Source organism: Vibrio sp. 947, from assembly GCF_033339115.1.
In the GTDB taxonomy this organism is placed as follows: Bacteria; Pseudomonadota; Gammaproteobacteria; order Enterobacterales; family Vibrionaceae; genus Vibrio; species Vibrio alginolyticus.
In genome coordinates, this window is the sequence record NZ_JAWOTX010000001.1 from 29,871 (window position 1) to 51,806 (window position 21,936).

Annotated in this window: 18 protein-coding genes; 8 read left to right on the forward strand and 10 right to left on the reverse strand. The window is 43.8% G+C overall.

Annotated elements, in window-relative coordinates:
• Positions 1-8: 8 nt before the first annotated feature.
• From vmeP to R7Q39_RS00135, 4 genes are all read right to left on the reverse strand, one after another.
• A complete protein-coding gene (gene vmeP, locus R7Q39_RS00120) occupies positions 9-1,151 on the reverse strand; it encodes an efflux RND transporter periplasmic adaptor subunit VmeP (RefSeq protein WP_318075633.1) in 1,143 nt (380 codons plus the stop codon).
• A gap of 88 nt (positions 1,152-1,239) precedes the next feature.
• The gene (locus R7Q39_RS00125; RefSeq protein WP_318075634.1) at positions 1,240-2,031 is read right to left on the reverse strand and encodes a hypothetical protein; all 792 of its coding nucleotides are present in this window, start codon (positions 2,029-2,031) and stop codon (positions 1,240-1,242) included.
• Positions 2,032-2,558: 527 nt separating this feature from the next.
• Positions 2,559-4,718 (reverse strand): prolyl oligopeptidase family serine peptidase, encoded by a 2,160-nt coding sequence (locus R7Q39_RS00130; RefSeq protein ID WP_318075635.1) that lies wholly within the window; start codon positions 4,716-4,718, stop codon positions 2,559-2,561.
• A gap of 206 nt (positions 4,719-4,924) precedes the next feature.
• Positions 4,925-6,496, reverse strand: coding sequence for an ATP-binding cassette domain-containing protein (locus R7Q39_RS00135; protein WP_318075636.1), 1,572 nt, complete (start codon positions 6,494-6,496; stop codon positions 4,925-4,927).
• Between the two features lie 445 nt (positions 6,497-6,941).
• Between R7Q39_RS00135 and R7Q39_RS00140 the strand changes: the two genes are divergently transcribed.
• The 3 genes from R7Q39_RS00140 (at position 6,942) to R7Q39_RS00150 (ending at position 10,112) form a co-directional block, all read left to right on the forward strand.
• Positions 6,942-7,367: a universal stress protein gene (locus R7Q39_RS00140; RefSeq protein ID WP_005375398.1), complete on the forward strand. Its 426-nt coding sequence runs from the start codon at positions 6,942-6,944 to the stop codon at positions 7,365-7,367.
• A 166-nt stretch (positions 7,368-7,533) separates the two neighbouring features.
• Positions 7,534-8,151 carry an NAD(P)H-dependent oxidoreductase gene (locus R7Q39_RS00145; protein WP_318075637.1) on the forward strand — a complete coding sequence of 206 codons (618 nt, stop codon included), beginning with the start codon at positions 7,534-7,536 and terminating at the stop codon, positions 8,149-8,151.
• The gene (locus R7Q39_RS00150; RefSeq protein ID WP_005375390.1) at positions 8,148-10,112 is read left to right on the forward strand and encodes a monovalent cation:proton antiporter-2 (CPA2) family protein; all 1,965 of its coding nucleotides are present in this window, start codon (positions 8,148-8,150) and stop codon (positions 10,110-10,112) included. The genes R7Q39_RS00145 and R7Q39_RS00150 overlap by 4 nt, the downstream gene beginning before the upstream one ends.
• A gap of 92 nt (positions 10,113-10,204) precedes the next feature.
• Here the strand turns inward: R7Q39_RS00150 and R7Q39_RS00155 are convergent, their stop codons facing one another.
• The gene (locus tag R7Q39_RS00155; RefSeq protein ID WP_005375389.1) at positions 10,205-10,498 is read right to left on the reverse strand and encodes a hypothetical protein; all 294 of its coding nucleotides are present in this window, start codon (positions 10,496-10,498) and stop codon (positions 10,205-10,207) included.
• 255 nt (positions 10,499-10,753) lie between these two features.
• Between R7Q39_RS00155 and R7Q39_RS00160 the strand changes: the two genes are divergently transcribed.
• Positions 10,754-11,047 carry an ArsR/SmtB family transcription factor gene (locus R7Q39_RS00160; protein ID WP_005375388.1) on the forward strand — a complete coding sequence of 98 codons (294 nt, stop codon included), beginning with the start codon at positions 10,754-10,756 and terminating at the stop codon, positions 11,045-11,047.
• Positions 11,048-11,155: 108 nt separating this feature from the next.
• Here R7Q39_RS00160 and R7Q39_RS00165 read toward each other — a convergent pair whose 3' ends face one another.
• On the reverse strand, positions 11,156-12,505 hold the full coding sequence (locus tag R7Q39_RS00165; RefSeq protein ID WP_237305764.1) for an alpha-amylase family protein: 1,350 nt from the start codon (positions 12,503-12,505) through the stop codon (positions 11,156-11,158).
• A gap of 520 nt (positions 12,506-13,025) precedes the next feature.
• Between R7Q39_RS00165 and R7Q39_RS00170 the strand changes: the two genes are divergently transcribed.
• Together R7Q39_RS00170 and R7Q39_RS00175 are read left to right on the forward strand one after the other, a co-directional pair.
• On the forward strand, positions 13,026-13,382 hold the full coding sequence (locus R7Q39_RS00170) for a MerR family transcriptional regulator (RefSeq protein WP_005375386.1): 357 nt from the start codon (positions 13,026-13,028) through the stop codon (positions 13,380-13,382).
• A gap of 58 nt (positions 13,383-13,440) precedes the next feature.
• A complete protein-coding gene (locus R7Q39_RS00175) occupies positions 13,441-13,818 on the forward strand; it encodes a carboxymuconolactone decarboxylase family protein (protein ID WP_005375385.1) in 378 nt (125 codons plus the stop codon).
• 77 nt (positions 13,819-13,895) lie between these two features.
• Here the strand turns inward: R7Q39_RS00175 and R7Q39_RS00180 are convergent, their stop codons facing one another.
• On the reverse strand, positions 13,896-14,126 hold the full coding sequence (locus R7Q39_RS00180) for a PAS factor family protein (protein ID WP_005375384.1): 231 nt from the start codon (positions 14,124-14,126) through the stop codon (positions 13,896-13,898).
• A gap of 282 nt (positions 14,127-14,408) precedes the next feature.
• Complete coding sequence (locus R7Q39_RS00185) at positions 14,409-16,835, reverse strand: M9 family metallopeptidase (protein WP_005375382.1); 2,427 nt, start codon at positions 16,833-16,835, stop codon at positions 14,409-14,411.
• Between the two features lie 448 nt (positions 16,836-17,283).
• On the opposite strand from R7Q39_RS00185, the gene R7Q39_RS00190 reads away from it, so the two are divergent.
• Positions 17,284-18,261, forward strand: coding sequence for a hypothetical protein (locus tag R7Q39_RS00190; RefSeq protein WP_065275418.1), 978 nt, complete (start codon positions 17,284-17,286; stop codon positions 18,259-18,261).
• 31 nt (positions 18,262-18,292) lie between these two features.
• On the opposite strand, the gene accD is transcribed toward R7Q39_RS00190, so the two are convergent.
• Positions 18,293-19,156 carry an acetyl-CoA carboxylase, carboxyltransferase subunit beta gene (accD, locus tag R7Q39_RS00195; RefSeq protein ID WP_005385089.1) on the reverse strand — a complete coding sequence of 288 codons (864 nt, stop codon included), beginning with the start codon at positions 19,154-19,156 and terminating at the stop codon, positions 18,293-18,295.
• A 141-nt stretch (positions 19,157-19,297) separates the two neighbouring features.
• On the opposite strand from accD, the gene R7Q39_RS00200 reads away from it, so the two are divergent.
• On the forward strand, positions 19,298-20,197 hold the full coding sequence (locus tag R7Q39_RS00200) for a LysR family transcriptional regulator (protein WP_005375376.1): 900 nt from the start codon (positions 19,298-19,300) through the stop codon (positions 20,195-20,197).
• A 148-nt stretch (positions 20,198-20,345) separates the two neighbouring features.
• Here the strand turns inward: R7Q39_RS00200 and R7Q39_RS00205 are convergent, their stop codons facing one another.
• Entirely contained in the window at positions 20,346-21,905 is a 1,560-nt protein-coding gene (locus tag R7Q39_RS00205) for a methyl-accepting chemotaxis protein (RefSeq protein WP_031778895.1), read from the reverse strand.
• Between the last annotated feature and the right edge of the window lie 31 nt (positions 21,906-21,936).

A 21,936-nucleotide genomic window follows, 5' to 3' on the forward strand; every position in this document is an offset into this window, starting at 1 on the left:
GTACTCACTCAGCCTTGTTCACTCTGTAGCTCAACGTCTTTCACCGTTGCACCCGGACGCACTTTTTGTAGACCATGGACGATGACTTTTTCGTTAGCCGCCAAACCAGTCAGCACAGCACGTTTCACACCGTAGGTCTGACCGAGTTCAACGTTACGACGAGACACCACGTGATCATCACCAACCACCATGACGTAGTCACCCGCTTGGTCTTGTTGAACAGCCGCCGATGGGATAAGCAAACCATCAATGGTTTTGTTGCGCAGCTTGATGGTCAAGTTGCCATATTCACCCGGCATAAGCGCGTAAGTTGGATTATCGAATTGTGCTTCTGCTCGAATTGAGCCTGTTTCTAAATCGATCTTATTGCCAACGGCGTAGATCTTGCCATCAAGCGGATACAATGAACCGTCTGAAAGCGTCAGTGTTAAATCAACATCCAGTTTGTCATCATTACGATGAGCCACATCAATGGCACTTCTTACTCGGCGGTAGAGCTTCTCATCCACATCAAAGCCAAAGCGAATTGGGTCGATTTGAGTGATCGAAACAAGAGGAACGAGTTGAATTTTCGAAATACGGTCACCCACTCGGAAGTTGCTGAAACCCACGCGGCCAGAGAAAGGAGCACGCACAGAGCTAAATTCAAGATCGAGCCTTGCTGAAACCAGCGTCGCTTTCGCCTCTTCTACCGAAGCAATCGCTGCGGCGTGCGCAGCAATGGCGTCATCGTATTGCTGCTCACTGATGCTTTTATCTTTGATGAGTTTCTTCACACGTTCTGCATCACGCGTAGTTTGAACGAGTTGTGCTTTTGCTTTTTGCAACGACGCTTTTGCATACGCCAGTGCCGCTTTGTAAGGACGGTCGTCGATTTCAAACAGCAATTGGCCTTTTTCGACCATATCGCCATCTTTAAAATGAATCGCGGTTAATTCGCCACCGACTCGAGGCATAATATCAACGTCATTTACCGCTTCAGTTCGACCGATAAAAGTATGATAAGGAGTGATTTTTGTTTCGGTTAGGGTAACGGTTTCAACAGAGGGTGCTTGGGCAGTTTTCGTTGCGATATCGCCCGTTTTGCATCCTGATAGTAATGCAGAAGATATAGCAATAGATACCAACGCAAATTTATATTTGGCTTTCATGATAAACCTACTTTATGTAGAAAGTGTCCTAGCCTAAATATTTACATATATGGATAGACGCTTTCTATTCTGGAAATAAACGAGGGAGTTAGAATTGGTAGTTAAATTCGATGCGGTGATCACCATCACCGAAATTAACGTGATCATTCCAGTTTGCAAAGTAACGAATATTTGCGCGAGGATTAATTTGATAAGACAACGCAAACTCATGAGTCAAGATATTATCTTCACCCGCGTAATAAGTATCTTTATATTGACCAGACCCTGACAACGCATGCATATACATTGGGTTGTAGTTAATCCAGATTTTATCGGTTAATTCAATTTTTGAGTACATACCCACAACAGTGAAAGTACCTGGAATTTCATAACCTTTGTCATCACCACTAAAATCATTAGCAATAGTGACACCCGCACCAGCTAAAGGAAATAGCTGCAACATACCAAACTTAGGTAGACCTTGAATAAAGCTATAAGATGCATCTAATTTATCGTTATCAACGTCGTAGTTTACATCTAATTGACGGCCTAGACCTTTTGCGACTTCTACTTGGAAATTACGTAGTCGGAAAGAGTCAATGCTGTCATCAACGTTGGCATATATTGGATCGTCATTGTCGCGAATGCCAAATAGCTCACCACCAATGCCTTTCATTTCAATGATGTTCATCGCCATGGTACCAGGCTGGCTAGATTGGTAAGTTTGACCGATTTTGATGTTCGCGCCTTTATCAGTAATACCAAAGCCCGCTTGGGTGTATACCGCAAGTGGGTCAGACATATCTTGTAGTTCTTCGTTATTGTTTGTCTGCGCATAGGCAGAAGACGCGAGTTGTAGGGCTGCAACCATAATGGCAACAGACGGTTTCACTAAATTCATAAAACTATATCCATTTTAATGATTATAAAATTATTCACGTCATGAGGTCATCATAAATAGCAAGCAACACAACTCGCTTTGGATAACATAAATTATCAAAGCAAATTCAATAATGACGAAACATTCGACGTTTTAATTAAAATAAAATAAAGCATCGTAAAAGTTCAATCACCACTACTTATATCTTATATAACTTGAAATTTGGTAATACCAATGAAGAAGGAAATATTAAAACTTATGAAAATTCAATTATCATTAGAACAAATGATTAATTAATTTTACCATATAAATAGAGAGTGCAATGGATTTAGGTGATCGCGATCAATGTTTCATTTCTATCGTACAACACTCTTCAGATTAATTAGAACATTATAATAATTTAAAAACCTTAGTTTGATTAGCCTAGTATCAGATTAGAATAGTAGGCCTATAATAAATAAAAAGGGAATCACTCTCTGTGATTCCCTTTTATTATCGAGCGATAAAGCGCCGATGCGTTTCGATAACTAAAACGCAAACAATTCGCACTATTGCAGTTTCTCTATTCCCATATTGAACAGTGCAAAACTATAAATATCTGCATTTGTCTCAATTATTTTACGCGTTGGTGTGCCTGCACCATGTCCTGCATTGGTTTCGATGCGAATTAAGGTCGGATTTGAACCCGCTTGCTTCGATTGCAACTCAGCAGCAAATTTGTATGAGTGAGCAGGAACAACACGGTCATCATGATCACCGGTTGTAATCAATGTTGCTGGGTATTCCACCCCCGCTTTTACATTGTGCACCGGCGAATAACTTTTCAGATATTGGAACATCTCTTTACTTTGCTCTGCCGTGCCGTAATCATACGCCCAACCAGCACCTGCGGTAAAAGTATGGTAACGCAGCATATCCAGTACGCCGACTGCTGGCAGCGCCACTTTAAACAGCTGTGGACGTTGCGTCATAACGGCCCCCACTAACAAGCCACCATTCGATCCACCGTTAATGGCTAACTTGTTTGATGACGTTACCTTTTCATCAATTAGAAATTCAGCCGCCGCAATAAAGTCATCAAACACATTTTGCTTTTGCATTTGAATGCCAGCGTTGTGCCACTCTTTACCATACTCCCCACCGCCACGAATGTTCGCTACCGCGTAAACACCACCAAGCTCCAGCCAAGCCGCACGTGTCGGGCTAAAAGATGGTGTGAGGCTAATGTTGAAGCCGCCATAACCATATAGGATGGTTGGTGCGCTGCCGTCCATCGGTGTCCCTTTTTTATAAGTGATGATCATCGGCACTTTTGTTCCGTCTTTTGAGGTGTAAAACACCTGGCGAGAGTCATACAAAGCTGGATCAAATGGCGCTTTAGATTTGTAGTACACCTCGCTATTACCATCTTTGATGTTCAGACGATACGTAGTGCTGGGCATCTTGTAGTTGGTGAAAGAATAGTAGACTTCGGTTTCTTCTTTTTTACCCGAGAAACCGTATGCGCTGCCAATATCAGGCAATTTGATTTCTCGAATGAGTTTGCCGTTCATGTCGTATTGCTTCACCATCGAGATCGCATCAACAATATAACTCGCAAACAAATTGCCACCCGCGGTAGAAACGCGTAACACATTCTTTGTTTCAGGGATCAAATCTTTCCAGTTTTTGGGCTGCGGCTGACTCGCATCCACCGTCACGACGCGTTTGTTCGGCGCGTTAAGGTTCGTAACCAAGTACAGCTTCGTGCCTTGGTTGTCTATCACCCAAGTATCAGAACTGGTGTTATCTAAAATGGTTTTAAGCGGGCTGTTTGGCTTACTCAGATCTTTAAAGAACAGTTTGTTACCCGATGTCGATACGCTGGCTGAGATAAACAAGTAGCGTTCATCATCTGACGTATAGCCGCCAACATAACGGTATTTCTCTTCCTCAAAACCGCCGAAAATCAGCTGGTCTTCACTTTGTTTCGTTCCAAGCTTATGAAAGTAGAGCTTGTGTTGATCTGTCTTCGCGGAGAGTTCACTCCCCTGTGGCTTGTCATAACTCGAGTAATAGAAACCTTGATTGCCGAGCCAACTGATGCCGCTGAACTTAATATCCACCAGCGTTTCACCGACTGGCTTTTTGGTTTCTGTGTCTAACACAATGACTTTGCGCCAATCGCTACCGCCTTCCGAAATGCTGTATGCGACCAACGAACCGTCTCGTGAAAAGCTCACTCCAGCTAATGATGTGGTGCCATCCTCACTAAACGTATTTGGATCGAGGAACATTTCTGCGTCACCATCACCTAACTGCCGATAAAGCACATCTTGGTTTTGTAAACCGTCATTTTTGTAGAAATAAGTGAACTTACCCTCTTTGAACGGTTGGCTTTGCTTTTCGTAGTCCATGAGCTTAGTGATGCGCTCTTCAATCTGCTCGCGGTAAGGGATTTTCGACAGATAATCAAACGTCACTGCATTTTGTGCCTTCACCCATTCTGCGGTTTCTGGGCTGAGATCGTCTTCCAACCAGCGATAAGGATCACTCACTTTTGTACCAAAGTAGTCATCGACAACATCCACTTTTTGTGTGGTTGGATACGTGATGGCTTTCGGGGTTACCTGTTCAACCGACGATTGCGCCGCTTCATTTGCATGCGCCACAGACAACACACTTCCGAGTGCGAGAGCCGTTGCGAACGCTAGGGTGTTCTTTTTCATTAAATTCCTTTTTATTTTTCTGTTGTCTTTTTGTGCAATACATCAGAACTCTACTATATATCGACAAAATGAATCTAATTTCATTAAACGAGTTGTGAAAGCCATCCTAACTCCCTTATTTCCTGCCAATTCTACATATCGGTAAGTGGCTGTGTAGAGCTTAGGAACAACGCTGAAGAGCTACGATGGCGTTTACTCTCTTTCGTCTAAGTCAGCTCGATTTGGCGCAAAACCCCAGACTCAGAAGCGAAATCTTGGTCGTGACTAATCAGAACAAATCCACCTTTGTACACATTTAACGCCTGACTAAGCATTATTTTTGACTCGAGATCGAGATGATTATCTGGCTCATCAAGCAGCAGCAAAGGCTGGGAGTGTTGATGGCTGACGATCAGCATTGCGAGCTTCATCTTCTCGCCACCACTGAGTACGCATCCCAACCGAAACACAGTGTCTCGACGAAAACCGATCCCCGCCAATAAGGTTCTCGCTTCACTTTCCGTCATCTCTTGGCAGGTCTCCATTACGTTCTCAAGTAACGAAAGATTTGGATTCACTGCGCCAAAGTGTTGGTCGAGATAATACAAGGGAGTATTCACTTGCAGCTCACCACTCAGCAACGACAACTCGCCAAGCAACGTCTTTAACAAGGTTGACTTTCCGCATCCATTTTTCCCTTTGAGATGGACTTTGTCGTTCGCAAAAATCTGCAAAGTGATAGGAGTAGAATCCCCAAAAGGCAATATACCTTCTTGTATCGACAACACTTTTTTCGAACGGTTCGGATTATCTGCAAGATAAAGCTTTTGCGCTTTGAGCTGCTCATGTCGCGATTGCAACGCCCGCTCTTTGGCTTGTAAATGCACTTGTCTGAGTTGCTCATTCTTATTGCGATTTGAGGCGCTGGCGGTCGCGCTATCCTTTTTGCCATCAAGCAAAATTTTGGGCTGACTGCCGTCTTTGCGCAGTTTGTTCCCTTGCGCGGCGCGTTGGTCTGCTTTTTCGCGATTTTTCTGGGCTTGCTCAGCTAACCGTTTTTTCTGTTTATCGACCTGCGCTAACTGCCTTTCGACCGCTTGTAGCTCAGTGCGTTTTTGCTCGGCATACACATCGTAATTTCCACCAAAAACCTGTAAGCCTAGGCCCGAGAGTTCCCAAATTTCCTCCATTGCTCGAAGCAGCTCGCGATCGTGACTGATGAGTAAAATCGCACCGCTGAAATGCGTCATAGACTCTATCAGCCATTGTTTCGCCTCGGTATCGAGGTGATTGGATGGCTCATCGAGAATCAAAAGATCCGTTTCGTTTTCAAATAACTGCCATAACTGCAAACGCGCCAACTGACCACCACTGAGCCGAGCACAAGAGAAATCAGGGTCTTGCGGCAAGCCCATCGCAGCAAGCTGCTGTTTGAGTTTCAGTTCAATATCCCACTGTTCGCCAACCAGTTCGAACCAATGCTCAAAAACATCACCTTGTTCAATCTGCTTCAAAGCATGTAAGGCCGAGTCTGTTCCCAGAAATTGGGCGATCGATTGCTGACCTGAAAGCAGATCAGACGGCTGCTGGCGATACATCATGAAAGAAGAGGGAGCAGTCACAACACCGCTGGCAGGCTGAATTTCTCCCGCTAAAATGGAAGCCAAAAGCGACTTGCCGATGCCATTGCGCCCAACCAAACCAACACGTCGTTTAGTCATGGAACAAGAAATAGACTGGAATAGCGTATCGCCATTATCAAACTGATGGCTAACATTAAAAGCTTGTAAAACTGGCATAATTTGCCTCCTGTATGACAGGGACAACAGCCGTAGCTATGATTTGAGGTTGCAACAAAACGCGTGCACAAACGCATTAAGCTCTATGTAAAGTTCGACGATATACGTCAAATCAAAAAGTCGTCTTGTTGCAAAGAAATATCGGAAAGTGAGCTACGCCTACTAACCCTGCAGATCCAAAAAATAAGTAAAAATATGGATGACAGGTTTAGTTCTTCATGTTGGCGTAATCTCCTAGAGAAATGATGCACAGAGTGTAGCCGCTTTTTTGTTCAAAAAGCAAGCTTTCTAACCAAATGCGAACAAAAAGAAAGTTTCACAGTAAGTTGTTATATCACATTAACTTTTTAACAAGTCTTTGAACAATTTCGAGATCTTAGCAACACAATTTTTATCCAAGCCATACTATGCTTAGGGTAAAGATAATCCACATAAGGGCGTGGTTATGAAATACAAACATATCCTTGTTGCACTCGAACTGTCAGATGAAAGCACCGTGCTTATCGACAGAGCGGTATCAATGGCAAACTATCTCGACTCCGATATCTCCTTTATTCATATTGATGGTACGCACGGAGAAATCTATCGTGAGCTTGTAGACATTAAAGAAAACCCGGATCAAAGGCCGTTGAATGAGCATTCAATGGAATGTTTAAAAACATTTAGTGATTACATGGATTACCCACTTAAACATTTCTTCGTAGGTACTGGCGACTTGGCTGATAAATTAGAGGTCACCATTAAAGAGCAAGAAGTGGATCTTCTGATTTGTGGTCACCACCAAGATTTCTGGAGCAAGATTATTTCTTACTCCAGACACTTAATTAACAAGTCACCGGTGGATATTCTAGTCGTCCCTATTCATGATTAGTAAAACGTAACGCTTCCCAAAACCACCAATTTATTTGGTGGTTTTTTATTGATATTGAAACAGCTTAAACAGTTTTCCAAACTAGCTTGGCGATCATTTATGAGTTACATTTTCTAACCAACCCGCGCTCCTACTGGGCATGGTTATTTAGATAGCAAGGATCCCTATGGCAAATAAAAAAGTACTCATTCTCTTTGCTCATCCTTCCCAGCATCGTTCAGAAGTGAATACTCCACTTTTCAAAGAAGCTCAAAAAATTGAAGGCGTGACATGTGTTGATCTCTATGGCGAATACCCTCGTTTCGATATTAATATCGACCGTGAGCAGCAACGCTTACGTGAGCATGACGTGGTGATTTTCCAATTCCCACTATATTGGTATTCAACGCCTGCGATTTTAAAAGAGTGGCAAGATCTGGTTTTGGAATATGGCTTTGCTTACGGTACAGATGGCACAGTACTGCAAGGCAAGACCATGCTTTGTGTGCTGTCTGCAGGGGGCAAAGAAGAAGCTTATAAGGCAGAGGGCTACAACCACTTTACGATTCGTCAACTGCTTGCGCCTATTGAACAAATGTCCGCACTGACCGGCATGAACTACATTGCCCCTCTCGCGATGTTTGGCGCACGTACAGCAGATGAAGAAGGGCGAATCCCTCGTCATGTTGAGCGGTACAAGAGCCTGCTAACAGCTTTAGTCGAAGATAGGTTGGATGTTGAAGCTGCGGCGTCATTAATCAAGCTTAACAGCGCATTGCCAGAGCTCATTAAGGAGGCTTCATGACAGGGATATTCTTACAAGCCTTCGTATATTTGATTGCTGCTGTAATTGCAGTCCCACTTGCTAAGCGTTTGGGACTTGGGTCCGTTTTAGGCTATCTCATCGCAGGTGTGGTCATTGGCCCAATTATCGGTTTAGTCGGTGAAGAAACAACAACAATACAGCACTTTGCCGAGTTTGGCGTGGTGATGATGCTGTTTCTCGTTGGTTTAGAGCTCGAACCCAAAATGTTGTGGGCGATGCGCAATCGCTTAATGGGTTTAGGAGGTCTGCAAGTCGGCGGTACCGTCGCGGCGATTATGGGTATTGCCTTATACTTTGACCAGCCTTGGACCATAGCCTTAGCCATAGGTTTGATCTTCGCCCTCTCTTCTACTGCGATTGTTTTGCAAACTTTTAGCGAAAAAGGATTAACGAAGACGGAAGGTGGACAAAACGCTTTCTCCGTGTTGCTTTTTCAAGATATTGCAGTGATACCAATGTTGGCGTTCATTCCCCTATTGGCCTTACCTGAATTAATTGAACAGGCACAGTCCGCAGCACAAACAGCCGCAGCGCACCATGAAGAATTAAGCCTCGTTGCGGGGTTGCCAGGCTGGGCATACGGCATCGTAATCACAGCATCGATAGCAATCGTCGTCGTTGGTGGACACTTTTTAAGTCGACCGCTGCTCAATTATGTGGCTAGCTCTGGTTTGCGAGAAATCTTTACCGCAACTGCACTCATGCTTGTCATTGGTATCGCTGCACTGATGAGTTTAGTGGGCTTATCTCCTGCCTTAGGAACCTTCTTGGCTGGCGTTGTATTGGCGAACAGTGAATTCCGCCACGAGTTAGAATCCAATATCGAACCATTTAAAGGCCTATTGTTAGGTCTGTTCTTTATTACCGTTGGCGCAGGGATCAACTTCTCGGTCCTTTTTGGTGATTTCTGGTTGGTCATGGCATTGACCATTGGCGTGATGGTTTTGAAAGCCTTGGTGCTGTTTATTCTTGCACTGATATTTAGGGTGAAAGGCAGCAACCGCTGGCTGTTTACCCTAAGCTTGGCTCAAGCAGGTGAATTCGGCTTTGTGCTTCTAAGCTTTTCAGTGCAAAACCACGTCATCCCATTTGAACTCTCACAAACTCTTGCGTTAGTGGTTGCGATTTCGATGTTCCTGACACCAGGTTTGTTTATTCTGTTTGATAGAGTGATTCTGCCGCGCTTTGAAAGCCAGTCAAATGAACGCGAAAGCGATACGATTGAGGAAACAGGCACGGTGATCATCGCCGGCATCGGCCGCTTTGGACAAATAGTGAATCGCCTATTGGTATCAAACGGCGTGACTACCGTAGTACTTGACCATCAATCTGACCAAGTCGATAACATGCGCCAGATTGGCACTCGCGCCTATTTTGGCGACGCGACTCGACCAGATATGCTACATACAGCCGGCATTGAGCACGCCGCTGCGTTGGTTGTGGCGATTGATAACCAAGAATCGAGTGTAGAACTGGTGAAGTACGTTAAGCACACGTACCCAAAAGTAACAGTGATTGCACGTGCCTTTGACCGTGGACATGGCTATCTTTTGCGTCAAGCGGGGGCTGATATTATTGAATCAGAGACCTACCATTCTGCATTGGAGATGGGCGGTCACACAATGAAAGCCCTTGGCATTCACCCCTTCTTTGTTGAACAACAGAAGGCGACATATAAGCGTGTTGAAGCACGTAAGTCAGAAATACTTTACAAAGCTTGGGAGGATGATTCTGAAGGTGAACGCTATGACAACAATTTCCGACAACTGTTTATTCAGTTAGAGGAGAAAATGGCGGAAGAGATGCAAAAAGATCGTCATGACAAACTATCGCGGTCAGAACGTGGTTGGACACCGCCACCTAAAGGTTACGCCGATGACTTTAATGAAGATAACGTCCAAGAGCTAACACCACCAAGAGAAGAGCCTATCCAACGATAACGCACTCCATATTAAAAACCTCCCACTTGGGAGGTTTTTATTTTTTCAGTACAGAGCCACACGCCGTGCAGGATAAAATGATCTTCTCGATATTACATAAGATCATTCATTAAAATCTCATACTCTTCGTTTGCTTCTTCCACTAAATGAGAAAGCTCTAACGCATCAGTAACTGCAAGATTGAACTGCCACGGAGTTGTGTCTTCTTTACCACAGATTCGAGTTTCACACCCACGACTCTCAAAAGACAAATCATCAAACTCTGTGGTGTGGCGCTCTTGAAGTTCAACAATCTCAACTTCTAATTTACCGACAGGATTGACTTTAACGTGGGCATGTAACTCCGAACTGTTAGACAAACAATAATCTCTATGAACCGCAATCATGGCCGCCTCCTTGGTCTGCCAACTGACAACTCAACATTGAGTGTAGACGAGGGATTTTGAACGTGGCGTGAAATAATAATGAAGATTGATCTGTCTCATTAGAACAGACAATTGTTGTCATGAAGGCATGAGCCAGCATGAGCCAGCATGAATCTCATCTGATTTAAATTGTTCTGAGATCGTAATAGTTGGCATTTACCGAGACTTTCCCTATTATCGAAACAAAATTACTGTGGTCATTCTTTAGAGGTCAGTATGGAGCTTGAAGCCGTTGCTAAAGCACTAAAAGAGTTAGGGCATCCGACTCGTTTAAGTATTTACAAAGAAGTCGTCAAAGCGGGATACAAAGGTATCGCGGTAGGCGGCGTACAAGAAAAGCTTGGCATTCCGGCATCCACTCTCTCTCATCATATCTCGAGCCTTGCTTCAGCTGGTCTTCTCACCCAGCGCCGAGAGGGTAGAACCCTTTTTTGTGTTGCAGAGTATCAGTGCTTAGATGACGTAATTGGTTTTTTAAAAGCAGAATGTTGCGTTAACGAGTGCTCATAAATTTCTAGCAAAAACGAGAGAGTTTGAGTTTATATTGAATTTCAGCAGAACGTGAATGACGATGATAAACATACACACCGAAATTGCTAACCTCGGTGTGTACATCTTCTAGTTCGCTACGAGTAACATTGACGACTTAGATGGTACGATTAACTTACCGTCAGTTGGAATGATTTGTTCTGTCATCAAATCAACCCAATTACCATCGATTTTTAATGTCAAAGACTGTTGACGCTGTGATTTATTAAGCACCACAATACCTTTGTCACCTCGCTTAAGTACGAGCATGTCATCGTTACCTTCAAGAACACTCATCGGCTCGCCATGCGTCATATTATGGAACTGGATCATTTTTGCCATTCTCGGATCGCTCCATGCACCCTGCCATCTTGGCTGACCATTTTTGCCTTTAATACCGCTGGTGTTTAAGTCGGTATAAATCAACGGCACACCACCATCTCGGCCTAGAATATAGGCATAAGCTAACCATTCGTTTTCCTCGTCCATGATGAGATCAAGAAAGACATCATTGTTAGGAATATCATGTGTGATAGCAAATGTAATCGCACGACCGGGGGACAGAGCCTGACCAAAACAATAGGGATCAATCAGAGACTTGAAGCTGCCCTTTTTAGCAAACGCCTTAAACATGGTTGAGAACAAAGGGAAATCGTACGCACCTAGGCGAGTTTCCTGTAGATACGGCTCAAGAAACAGCTGATACTCTTCTTCCGTCGCACCGCCATCGGTAATAATTTCACCAAATATATGCACATCCCGCGTGATGTCGTCTGTCCAAACACGCTTAAGATGCTCTAACGTCATGTGTTTCGCAGCGTCAATACGAAAACCTTTCACACCAATAGCTTTCAGCGCCGTTAGGTACGCTCGCTGCTGTTCAACGACATGGTCACAAACACGAAGAGTTGGCAAGCCAGGGTCGGTTGGCCCACCTGTGATACGTCCGTTTTGAACCTGCCACTTATCTTTCCAGTCTTTGATGCCGAATGCTTCAACAAAGTCCTCTTCATCAAAAAGTGGTTGAGATAGATCGCCAAACAACGCTAGCGACTGATATTTCTGTTTGTTGTTCTGGTATTCCTCCAAGACCTCTTGTCTTGGGTACTGAAGGTCTCTGCGAAGGTGGGCCTCATTTGCCATATGGTTAAACACTACGTCGGCATAAACCCACACACCAACTTGCTCCAGTTCACGAACCATATGAATAAAATCTTTGGTATCACCCAAAGCATTATCGATAACACGATAATCTTGTGGTTGATAACGCTGCCACCAGCGCTCATCGTGTGCGCTTTTCATTGGTGGCGAAACCAACACAGAGCCATAACCAAGCTCGCGGATTTCTTTTGCTCGTTGGGCAATGTCAGCATACTTCCAATCAAACGCATGTAAGATAACGTTTGCACCGAATGATTGTGTTTCCTGTGAGCCACTCATGTTGTTCTCCTGCTCGTTTCCACTCACGATTACTTGTTTGCATTTTTTTGTGAGTGAATTCAATAATCGAAATTATAAAAGCTATTCATCAGAGGCACTCACCCTTTTAGCACTAACTCAAGGCTGAAATCGAAGGCGTAGCGACTCATCCATTGCACAGCGATAAATCGTTCTGAGTGAATAACGGGCACACGGCATACAACCCGAACAGACCAACACAAAACTAAGGCATTGTTTTGATTAACAAAAACTTAAATTTAAAAAGATAGAACATAAGACCTATGTACGCCCTAAAATAGGCCCAAAGGATAAAAATAGCCAAGCCAACCCGTTGAGTAATCAATTGTTAATAAAACGAAACTGGCAGATGGATCACGTTTGGCGCGTTTCAAAAATCCAGTAAATCACCATACCTAGCGTTAAAAGACTAAAGATTTCTGTTTGTATCTGTCCCGAAATGACTTCAAAATGCGAAACTTAGCTTATCTCTATGGGGTATGCTCTACCTTGGAGGATAATAATGAATATCAAAGAATTTTCTGACCTCGTCGGGCTATCTGCTCATACACTTCGATACTATGAAAAAATCGGTTTACTTAAACATGTCCATAGAAACGCGAGTGGACATCGAATGTATAGTTCGAAAGATCTAAACTGGATAAGCTTTGTTAAGCGTTTAAAAGAAACTGCAATGCCACTTGAAGAGATTCTAGAGTATGCCAAATTAAGGGAAGTCGGCTCTCAATCTGTACCACAACGTCAAGCCCTGTTAGAACAACACCAAGAAAACCTCAAACGCCACATTGAGCAACAGAAAAAGCACTTATCGGCTCTAGAAGAAAAAATTGCCTTGTATAAAAGCGGAAAAGTTCGTTGACTTAGAGTTAACTCTAACGATTAAGGTGTGTTTACGTTTATTCACTAGGAACATACCGATGGAACAATCACGCTTTAACAAAGGATTAGAACTACTCTCTCAAATTGATGGCGACGCTGGTCATAATGTCATCGAAACCTTACAAGATATTTGTCCAGATTTAGCTCAGTACACCATTGAGTATCCGTTTGGCGATATTTATGCTCGCCCGGGCTTAGACCTAAAATCGAGAGAAATCGCAACCGTCGCCGCGCTAACGGCAATGGGGAATTGCGCGCCGCAACTAAAAGTGCACTTAAATGCAGCGCTGAATGTAGGCTGTAGCGAGGATGAGATTAAAGAGATCATTTTGCAGATGTCCGTCTACGCAGGTTTTCCCGCGGCATTAAACGGCATGTTTGCATTCAAAGAAGTGCTAGCGGAAAGAGCAGAGTAATAACGACGTTGAAATCAATTTAACCGCAATTAAAAACGGCCCTTGGGGTTCGGGCCGTGATTAAAACAACGAGTGAATTAGCGCTCAGGAGTTTCAAGCAGTTTAACCGCGCAATCTACCGCGTTGTTAATGCCTTGACTGCTCTCCAACTTGCCTGAACTTGCAGGACCAAGGGCACAAGAATACAAAGCCAGCTGCTTATCGAACGGCAGATCCAACTGTTCATAGAGATTTTGTCGGATTCTTGCATGTTGTTCTGGTTCTTGGTTAGCAAGGCTAATCAACGTTTCATAAATAAGCGTTTTCATGTCTTTCCCTTTTCACTTTATTGCACGGGGTGCATATATATTGTATCCATTTGGGAAGCACAAATCAGAAGCTAGGTCACAGAACGCGTCGCTAAAAAAGTTTATGTGCGCGGTAAATTGCAATACAAACCTAAAGCCGTTTAGAAAAAGGGCAACTGATAACTCGATAGATCAGCCGATTAACTAGCATTCGCCGCTGTTTGTTTATAATCGTGTCCGATATAAACAAAAACGTCGCTGTATCAGCGACGTTTTATCTCGACTTTAGTTAATCGAACCTGTTTAGTTGAAGTGCACTAGCATTTCAACGTCATCGCCTTGCTCTGGAGCCTGAAGAGCGAAGTGCACGTACCCTGCTTCAGTAACAGGAATCGCAAGGTATTCATTGCTGCCTGCATAGTTGGACGCATACTCGTGCTGCTCTACTGTAGGCCAATGCTCCCTACTCGCGTATAGATCGACATTACCAGTTTGAGAGTGAGCCGTTAGCCATACACGAACCTCTTCAACACCTTCAGGCACATAAACTGCTGCATAACGCTGCTTGTGAACGGTAAGCATTTTGGCTTCACCAGACTCTAATACCACAGGTGCTAAATCATCTTGCACTTGGGTTGGCGGTGTTTGCGCTTCCACTTCTAACGCAGCCACAAGATTCACTGAGTCATAGCTATCACGTCCAGTTAAGCTGATGTAGTAACGACCCGCTTTAACGTAACCATCTTGCTCTGGTTCAAACACAATCTCTTCATTGCTGCCATCAGCATATTGACTCATTTCGAAATCATAGTAATGCGCGACTTTGTTGTAGCTCATGTAAAGATCCGCATCACCCGCACCCTCAATAGATACATTGAAGTTAACGGTGTTGGCTGGAACATCAACGTAGAACAGTTTTTCGCTGTATGCTTCGCCACTGAGCTGAAGGCTTTGGTTCGCCGTCAATTCAGTCACTTGTGCTTCAGGGCTTGTTGGTTCTGTTGGCTCTTCTGGGTCTGTATCAGGTTGCTCAGGTTCCACTTTTAATGTGTCCAACCAACGTTCAAACTCAGCATCGTATTGTTGACCTAAAGACGTCACCTGCTGTGCCCATTGTTCGAACTGGCCAGAGCGCGACAATGCCAACAAGCTTTCGACGTCTTGTGGATGATTTTCTAACATGAATCGAACAGCTAGATAACCCCAACGATAGATACGATTGGTATCGTGAGAGTACGTGGTATCAAACACAGTGGAAAGGCTCAGTTTACCATCTGCAATCAGCTCAATCGCAGCTTGGTAACCTTGCTTGTAATGCATGTATTCAGCAAAACCTTCTAGCCACCAAACAATATGACCATGAGCCAAGTTATCGCTGAACGAACCGTATTGGTTAAATCGTGCATCTAAATAGTGCGTGTATTCATGTTCTAGGTTCAAGATAGAGAGATCTTCACCATTCGCGTAGCGATAAGCGACGAAACGCGCAGTATTGTCCGCTTTTGAAGGGTCACCTTCTAGGTACTGACCACCGTTGTCCGTTGTATTACCAAATAGGAATGAAGAGTAATCAACGTAACTAGTGTTACTCGCGAATACCGCCACTTCAACACGATCATTCAAATCATCAGCGACAGGTTGATTACCCGTATTCGCAACTCGATGGAAGTCGGCTTCTTTTGCCGCTAGCACTTCACACGCTTTCGCTGCTTGAGCATCGGTCAGATCCTCAGAGCGAATAATGGCAGGTCCCTGACATTCAAAACGATTTGGCATTACACGTGCAGCTAAATCTTGCTTGGCTTGCTCAATATTCAGACCATTTAGGCCTTCTGGTGCGTAGTAGCTCATCATTTCAACGGCAGCAAGCCATAGTTTGTCATGCTCACTACCCAGTGGATAACGCTGCATCACCTGTTGCATTACTGCCAATGCTTTGCGTTTGGTCTCCTGATCTGGGCTCGCGAGCAAACGACCAGTTTCACGTAATGCATTGAAAACGATAAAGCTTGCATCCGTATCTAATGCCCAAGCATTATCAGATGCGAATTTCACCAACGTATCAATATGGTGTGTATTGTTTGCCATGTATCGGTAGAACGCATCGTTCGCCGCATGGCCTGCCATAGAGCGGAACAAGTTGTTTAAACCATCGACCCATTGCGTGTCCTGTGCGGTTTCACGATTAAAGTGCATCAACGCGGCCATCATGCTATCCATGGTCAGCGGCAACTGCTTAACGTTATCAACCATCAAAGTCAGGCTCTTCATTGCACCAACTTGTTCACGACCTTGATCCAAAGCATGAGGGTTGTTTAGGAATAGGTTCGTCGACTGAGCAAAACGCTGACTCAACGCTTGCGAAAACTCAGGTGTACCAGTACCAGCGTTGTAGCGAACGTAGTAGGCCGCTCGAATAAATTCGCCTAGGTTCTCTAGAATACGAGCTTGATCTGCTTCACCACGATAGCGAGCGATTTCTTGATCCAGCGCGACTTGGATACGGCTTAGGCTCGCTTCACTATAGATATCATTCAGCGTTTCTGAAGGTGCTGAAAACCATGCGTGGTAGCAATCATACTCAGCACCAGAAACGGCAGTAGCCAGATCTCGCGATTGTTGTAAATCAGCAACAGCACACTGATTTTGTGCAAAAGAGAAGCCAGACACACTCGCTAGCATACAAGCAAGCGCCAAACGATGGCGCGGGAAAAAACGGATATGAGACATAACAACACTCATTGATTATTAACATACATTGAGTGGGGGTTTATATTCTTTACAGCTCAAACAGTGAAATCAGTGTCATAAAATTTATGAAACCGCTCCCAAAAATAGGTCTTTTACTCTAATTAAATGGGAGCAATCCCACTCCAAAAAAACTCACAATTATCAATAAAAACATTAATTTACCTTTTTCTAAATAACGACTTTATGAGGAAAATTGCCCTTAAACGCCCCCCTTAACTCTTCCAGATAGAGTTCACGACAATCAAAGGTTCTAAATTAAATTTTGATGCTTGATACCATCTATTTTTATTTGTGACTCATACCCAATAAGTCATAGAGTGCATATCAAAAGGTTGGCATTAATGGTAAATTCTCCGCCAAATCAAACACATTTACTCCTCCAGTCATTGATGAGTGAATAAAGCAGATATTTGGCTAGGGATAATACATGTCACTTTGGGGATTTTGGGGAGCGGGGATTGCCTACTTCATGACAACGTTTGCCTTTGTTTTTGGCGGCATTTTTTGGTTATGTTCTGAAGGTAATACATTAAGAGAAACAAAGCGCCAATCATCAATAATGTCCGGGGTTATTGCTTGTACTATTGGAACTTGGGTGCTTGCTTTTGGTGTTTACGTTTACGGTTACTTTTGGGATAACTCTTCTCACTATTATTTTTATTTGCTCGCTCCATGGGGACTTGCCATTTTTGGGGTAAAACTTCGTAACCGCTGGGTTAAGCAATACGCGCGTGTAAAACACGCAAAAGAAGAACAGTGGCAAAAGCACTGGCGAGAATTATTAGGGGAAGATACTGAAGAGCTTCCACCATATACACATGATTACGAGCTCTACTCGGGCATTTGGCAAGCCAATGAAGCGCTCCAAGAACAGTGTTTTGCAGCCCTTCCTCACGGGAAAGCAGTCTACGAGAGAGTGAAAGCCTTCCAAACGATGGCCTCCCCCGCTGGTGACATAAACAATCAAGTTTTGCTGAGTAAACTCGATCAACTAGAGGATGAAATCATTCAAGTTCTTGAGCAACACTCGCAAAAGAAAGTAAGCATTGAAACTGGCGCAGGTACTTTACACAAAGAGTCAAAACGCAATGTTTATCACCATGAGAATGGCCCAACAGAAGAGCAACTGTACGACTCAATCAACCTCCAACATGATTTGGATCGAGAGCTACGCAACATTATCTATGATCGGCTCGGTTACGATGGCGAAGATGAGTACTTTTTCCTCCAAGCGCCACTCGAAGAGCTTACCGAGAATGAAACCGCAATCAACTGGATGCTCTGGGGGTTAGTAAGCAACCATTTTGCTGTTGACCCATACCAAACGGCGTTGGATCTCAGCCTAATGAATGCGGAACCAAGATGGGGGCAAAATGAACGGTTTGTAATGATTACGGCTCAATAAACGCAAGTACTAAGTCTAATTTTAATACAACCTATTCTGAGACCACCCTCGCGTTGGTTAACTTAGCCAGTAAGCGGCCAACGCGATCGCGCATTTCACGTCTATCGACAATCATATCTAGCGCACCATGCGCTAGTAAAAATTCACTTCGCTGAAACTCGTCTGGTAACTTTTCACGTACCGTTTGCTCAATGACACGTCTTCCCGCAAAGCCAATACTTGCTTTAGGTTCACCAATATTGATGTCTCCTAACATGGCTAAACTCGCCGAGACGCCACCATAAGTTTGGTCCGTCAATACTGAGATATAGGGTAATCTGTGCTCAGATAAGTGGTTTAACGCGGCGCTGGTTTTTGACATTTGCATTAGTGCCACCAAAGACTCTTGCATGCGCGCCCCTCCGCAAGCGGAAAAACATACTAACCCAGATTTTGTATTAATTGCGCTTTCAATTGCTCGGACAAACTTCTCGCCAACCACTGCGCCCATCGAGCCTGCCATGAAAGAGAATTCGAATGCACACGCAACAACAGGCAGCCCCAATAACTTGCCCTGCATCACCACCAACGCATCTTTTTCTCCAGTCGTTTTCTGCGCTAAAGCAATTCGCTCTTTATATCGCTTTAAGTCTTTAAAACCCAAAATATCTTGTGGCTCCAACTCACTTGCCAACTCTTGTTGTGTTCCATGGTCCAGAAAAGAGATCAACCTTTGACGCGCAGCCATTCTCATGTGATATGAGCATTTAGGGCATACTTCCAAATTTTCTTTTAACGCGGCACGATAAAGTATTTGTTCACACTCAGGACACTTTGTCCAAACGCCCTCAGGGATAGACGCTTTGCGCGAACCTATTATATTTTTATTCTCAAATAACCGTTCTAACCAGCTCATAAATTCACCACTATTGATTACGTTCTAGCGCGATATCTCGTTGTTTGTTCGCTTAAACTTGTAAATAAAATTGTATGTAACTTAGTACAGGAATAAAGTGCGATATGCTGGCTTGATAATCCAATAAAGTGGGATAATGAAATGTTTGATAACGTTGACCAAATCTGGTTAAAAAGTTTTCACTGTGTTTATGAGAACAACAGCTTTAAGCGAGCCGCTGAGTGTTTGAATATACCAACATCAAATATCAGCCGACACATTGCCCTGCTTGAAGAAAAGTTAAACATTAGGTTGTTCAATAGAACAACAAGGCGAATGACGCCTACCGAGGCTGGAGAAGAGCTCTATAGCAGCACTCGTCCGTTATTGGAGCAACTCAACGCCGCACTAGAAACGGTAACGCGCCACTCGCACACGGTAACAGGGGAACTGCGAATTCTTATGCCAGACACACCTGTACTGGCCAAAGCGGTTGTCACCTTTTGCACGCAATACCCGTCAATCTCTTTGTCTTGCGATACAACGCTAAACCCTAAAGATGATGTTATTGACAGCTTTGATGTCATTTTGAGTTTTCATAGAGGGACTTTGTCAGACAGTAACTGGGTGGCGAGAGAGATAAAACGCTGGCCCAGTGCCATTTTAGCCGCGCCTCAACTAATTGAGAAATACGCCACCCCTTACAAAATTACGGATCTAAGTCATGTTCCCTGCATCACGACGCTTACCGCAGTAAATGGTGCACCATGGGTATTCAGAAACCCTGTTGGGGGCCATATTACTCAAACTGTGCAATCTTCATTCAAAGTAAACAGCGGTCATCTCGCCAGATATGGCGCGTTATTAGGGCTTGGATACGCAATATTGCCAATTGAGTCATGCCAAAATGAGATCAAAAATGGTGAGCTAGAAATCGTCACTCTAGAGTACGAACCTGAGGATTTAGTGCTTTACGCCTTTTACTCGTCTAGAAAACATGTAGCTAAGAAAATATCTATGTTTGTTGAACATTTAAAGCAAAATGCGAAACTTAACGCTTAGCTAAGCTTTACTCAACTAATTTATCATATTTTGTTTTATCGTCTAGAAAGGACAGACACCGCTAAGCGATTTGAGACTCGATTTTTTCAAATAAAAAAGCCAGCAATTAACATTTACTGGCTTTTTATTAAAGAGGGTCAGTTGGCGTTTAGATTCTAAACGCTCCCACGTGACGATCGAGTGTTCGCGATAGCTCCGCGAGTTGTTGACTTGATGCTTCTAGTTGCTCACTCGCCGTTAGCGCACTTTTCACTGAGTGGCTGACGGTATCCATGTTCATATTAATTTCGTTTGCTACCGTTGATTGCTGTTCTGTTGCGGTTGCTACTTGAGTATTGATATCTGAAATAGTCGTCACTTGTGCAGCTATTGCTTCTAAAGCCTGTCGAGCTAACTCAGTTTCTGCCGTTCCTTCTTCAATAAGAGTCTTACTATTACTCATTGAATTCACCGCACTTTGAGCTTCAGTTTGTAGCTGGTGAATCATATTGTCAATTTCATCGGTAGAATGAGCCGTTTTAGTCGCTAGGTTGCGAACTTCATCAGCTACGACTGCAAAACCTCGGCCGGCATCACCAGCGCGTGCAGCTTCGATAGCCGCATTGAGAGCCAATAGATTGGTTTGCTCCGAAATACCTCTAATCACCTCTAGAATACTACCAATCGACTGAGTATTTTCAGCAAGACTCACGATAATGTTGGAAGTGCTGTTCATCTCGTTTTCAAGATTAGTCATCGCCGTTTTGGTTCTTTCTAGCGTCGTGTAGCCATCTTGCGCTTCATTACTTGCTGCACTCGCAGCATTTGCCGCTCCAGCAGCATTGGAGGCAATTTCATTGACCGTCGCAATCATTTCGTTCATGGATGTGACAACCAGCATGGTTTGCTCGTTCTGCTCTTGCCCTCTTGTGAGCGCTTGTTGAGATTGCCCACGCAAAGCGACAGCTGAACTATTAAGCTCCACACCAGTATTTACAACTTGTGTAATAATCTCATGTACTTTCCCAACAAAAACGTTGAAAGCAGAAGAAATTTGCGCGACTTCGTCATTACCTTTCGCTGGCAAACGAACGGTTAAGTCTCCGTCTCCTTTTGAGATGTCTTGTAGAGCGTCTTTAAGCGCAGAAAGCGGTCTCATCAGTTTATTTAGCAGAAGTGACAGAATCAAAACACACATAACGAAGATCGCCACCATAGAGATCAACTGGTAAGTAATAATTCCATTCGTCGCTTGGCTCACTTCGGTAATAGGAATACCAATATCAAAAGTACCGTATAACTGACCATCCACATAAATTGGTGCCATGATGTCAAACACCCATACTTTCTGTACATCGGCATACCACTTTGAGTACTGTTGAACACCTCTCGTCGCGCCTTCAACAGTATATTCATCGTTATAGGTTTTGTTCAGCTTGTGCTTATCACTGTGGGCTACTGCCGTCACGTTACGATCAATTACAACGGCATAACTCACGTCTGAACGTTGTTTCAGCCCCTCAACAAGCGATTGTAAATCTTGCATTGGATTGGCTGAGTTCTCCAAAATATAACTCGCATTTCCCGCTAGAAACTCAGCTTGAACTTGGGATTTGTTTAAGATGATGTCATCGATTTTCTGACTCGAAATTAGGTACGTTGATGCCATACTCGCCACGACAGCAATACCAAACATGGCGCAGACTGCTAATAAGATGATTCTTTTCATTATAATTGTCTCAATACAATTCAATTGATGC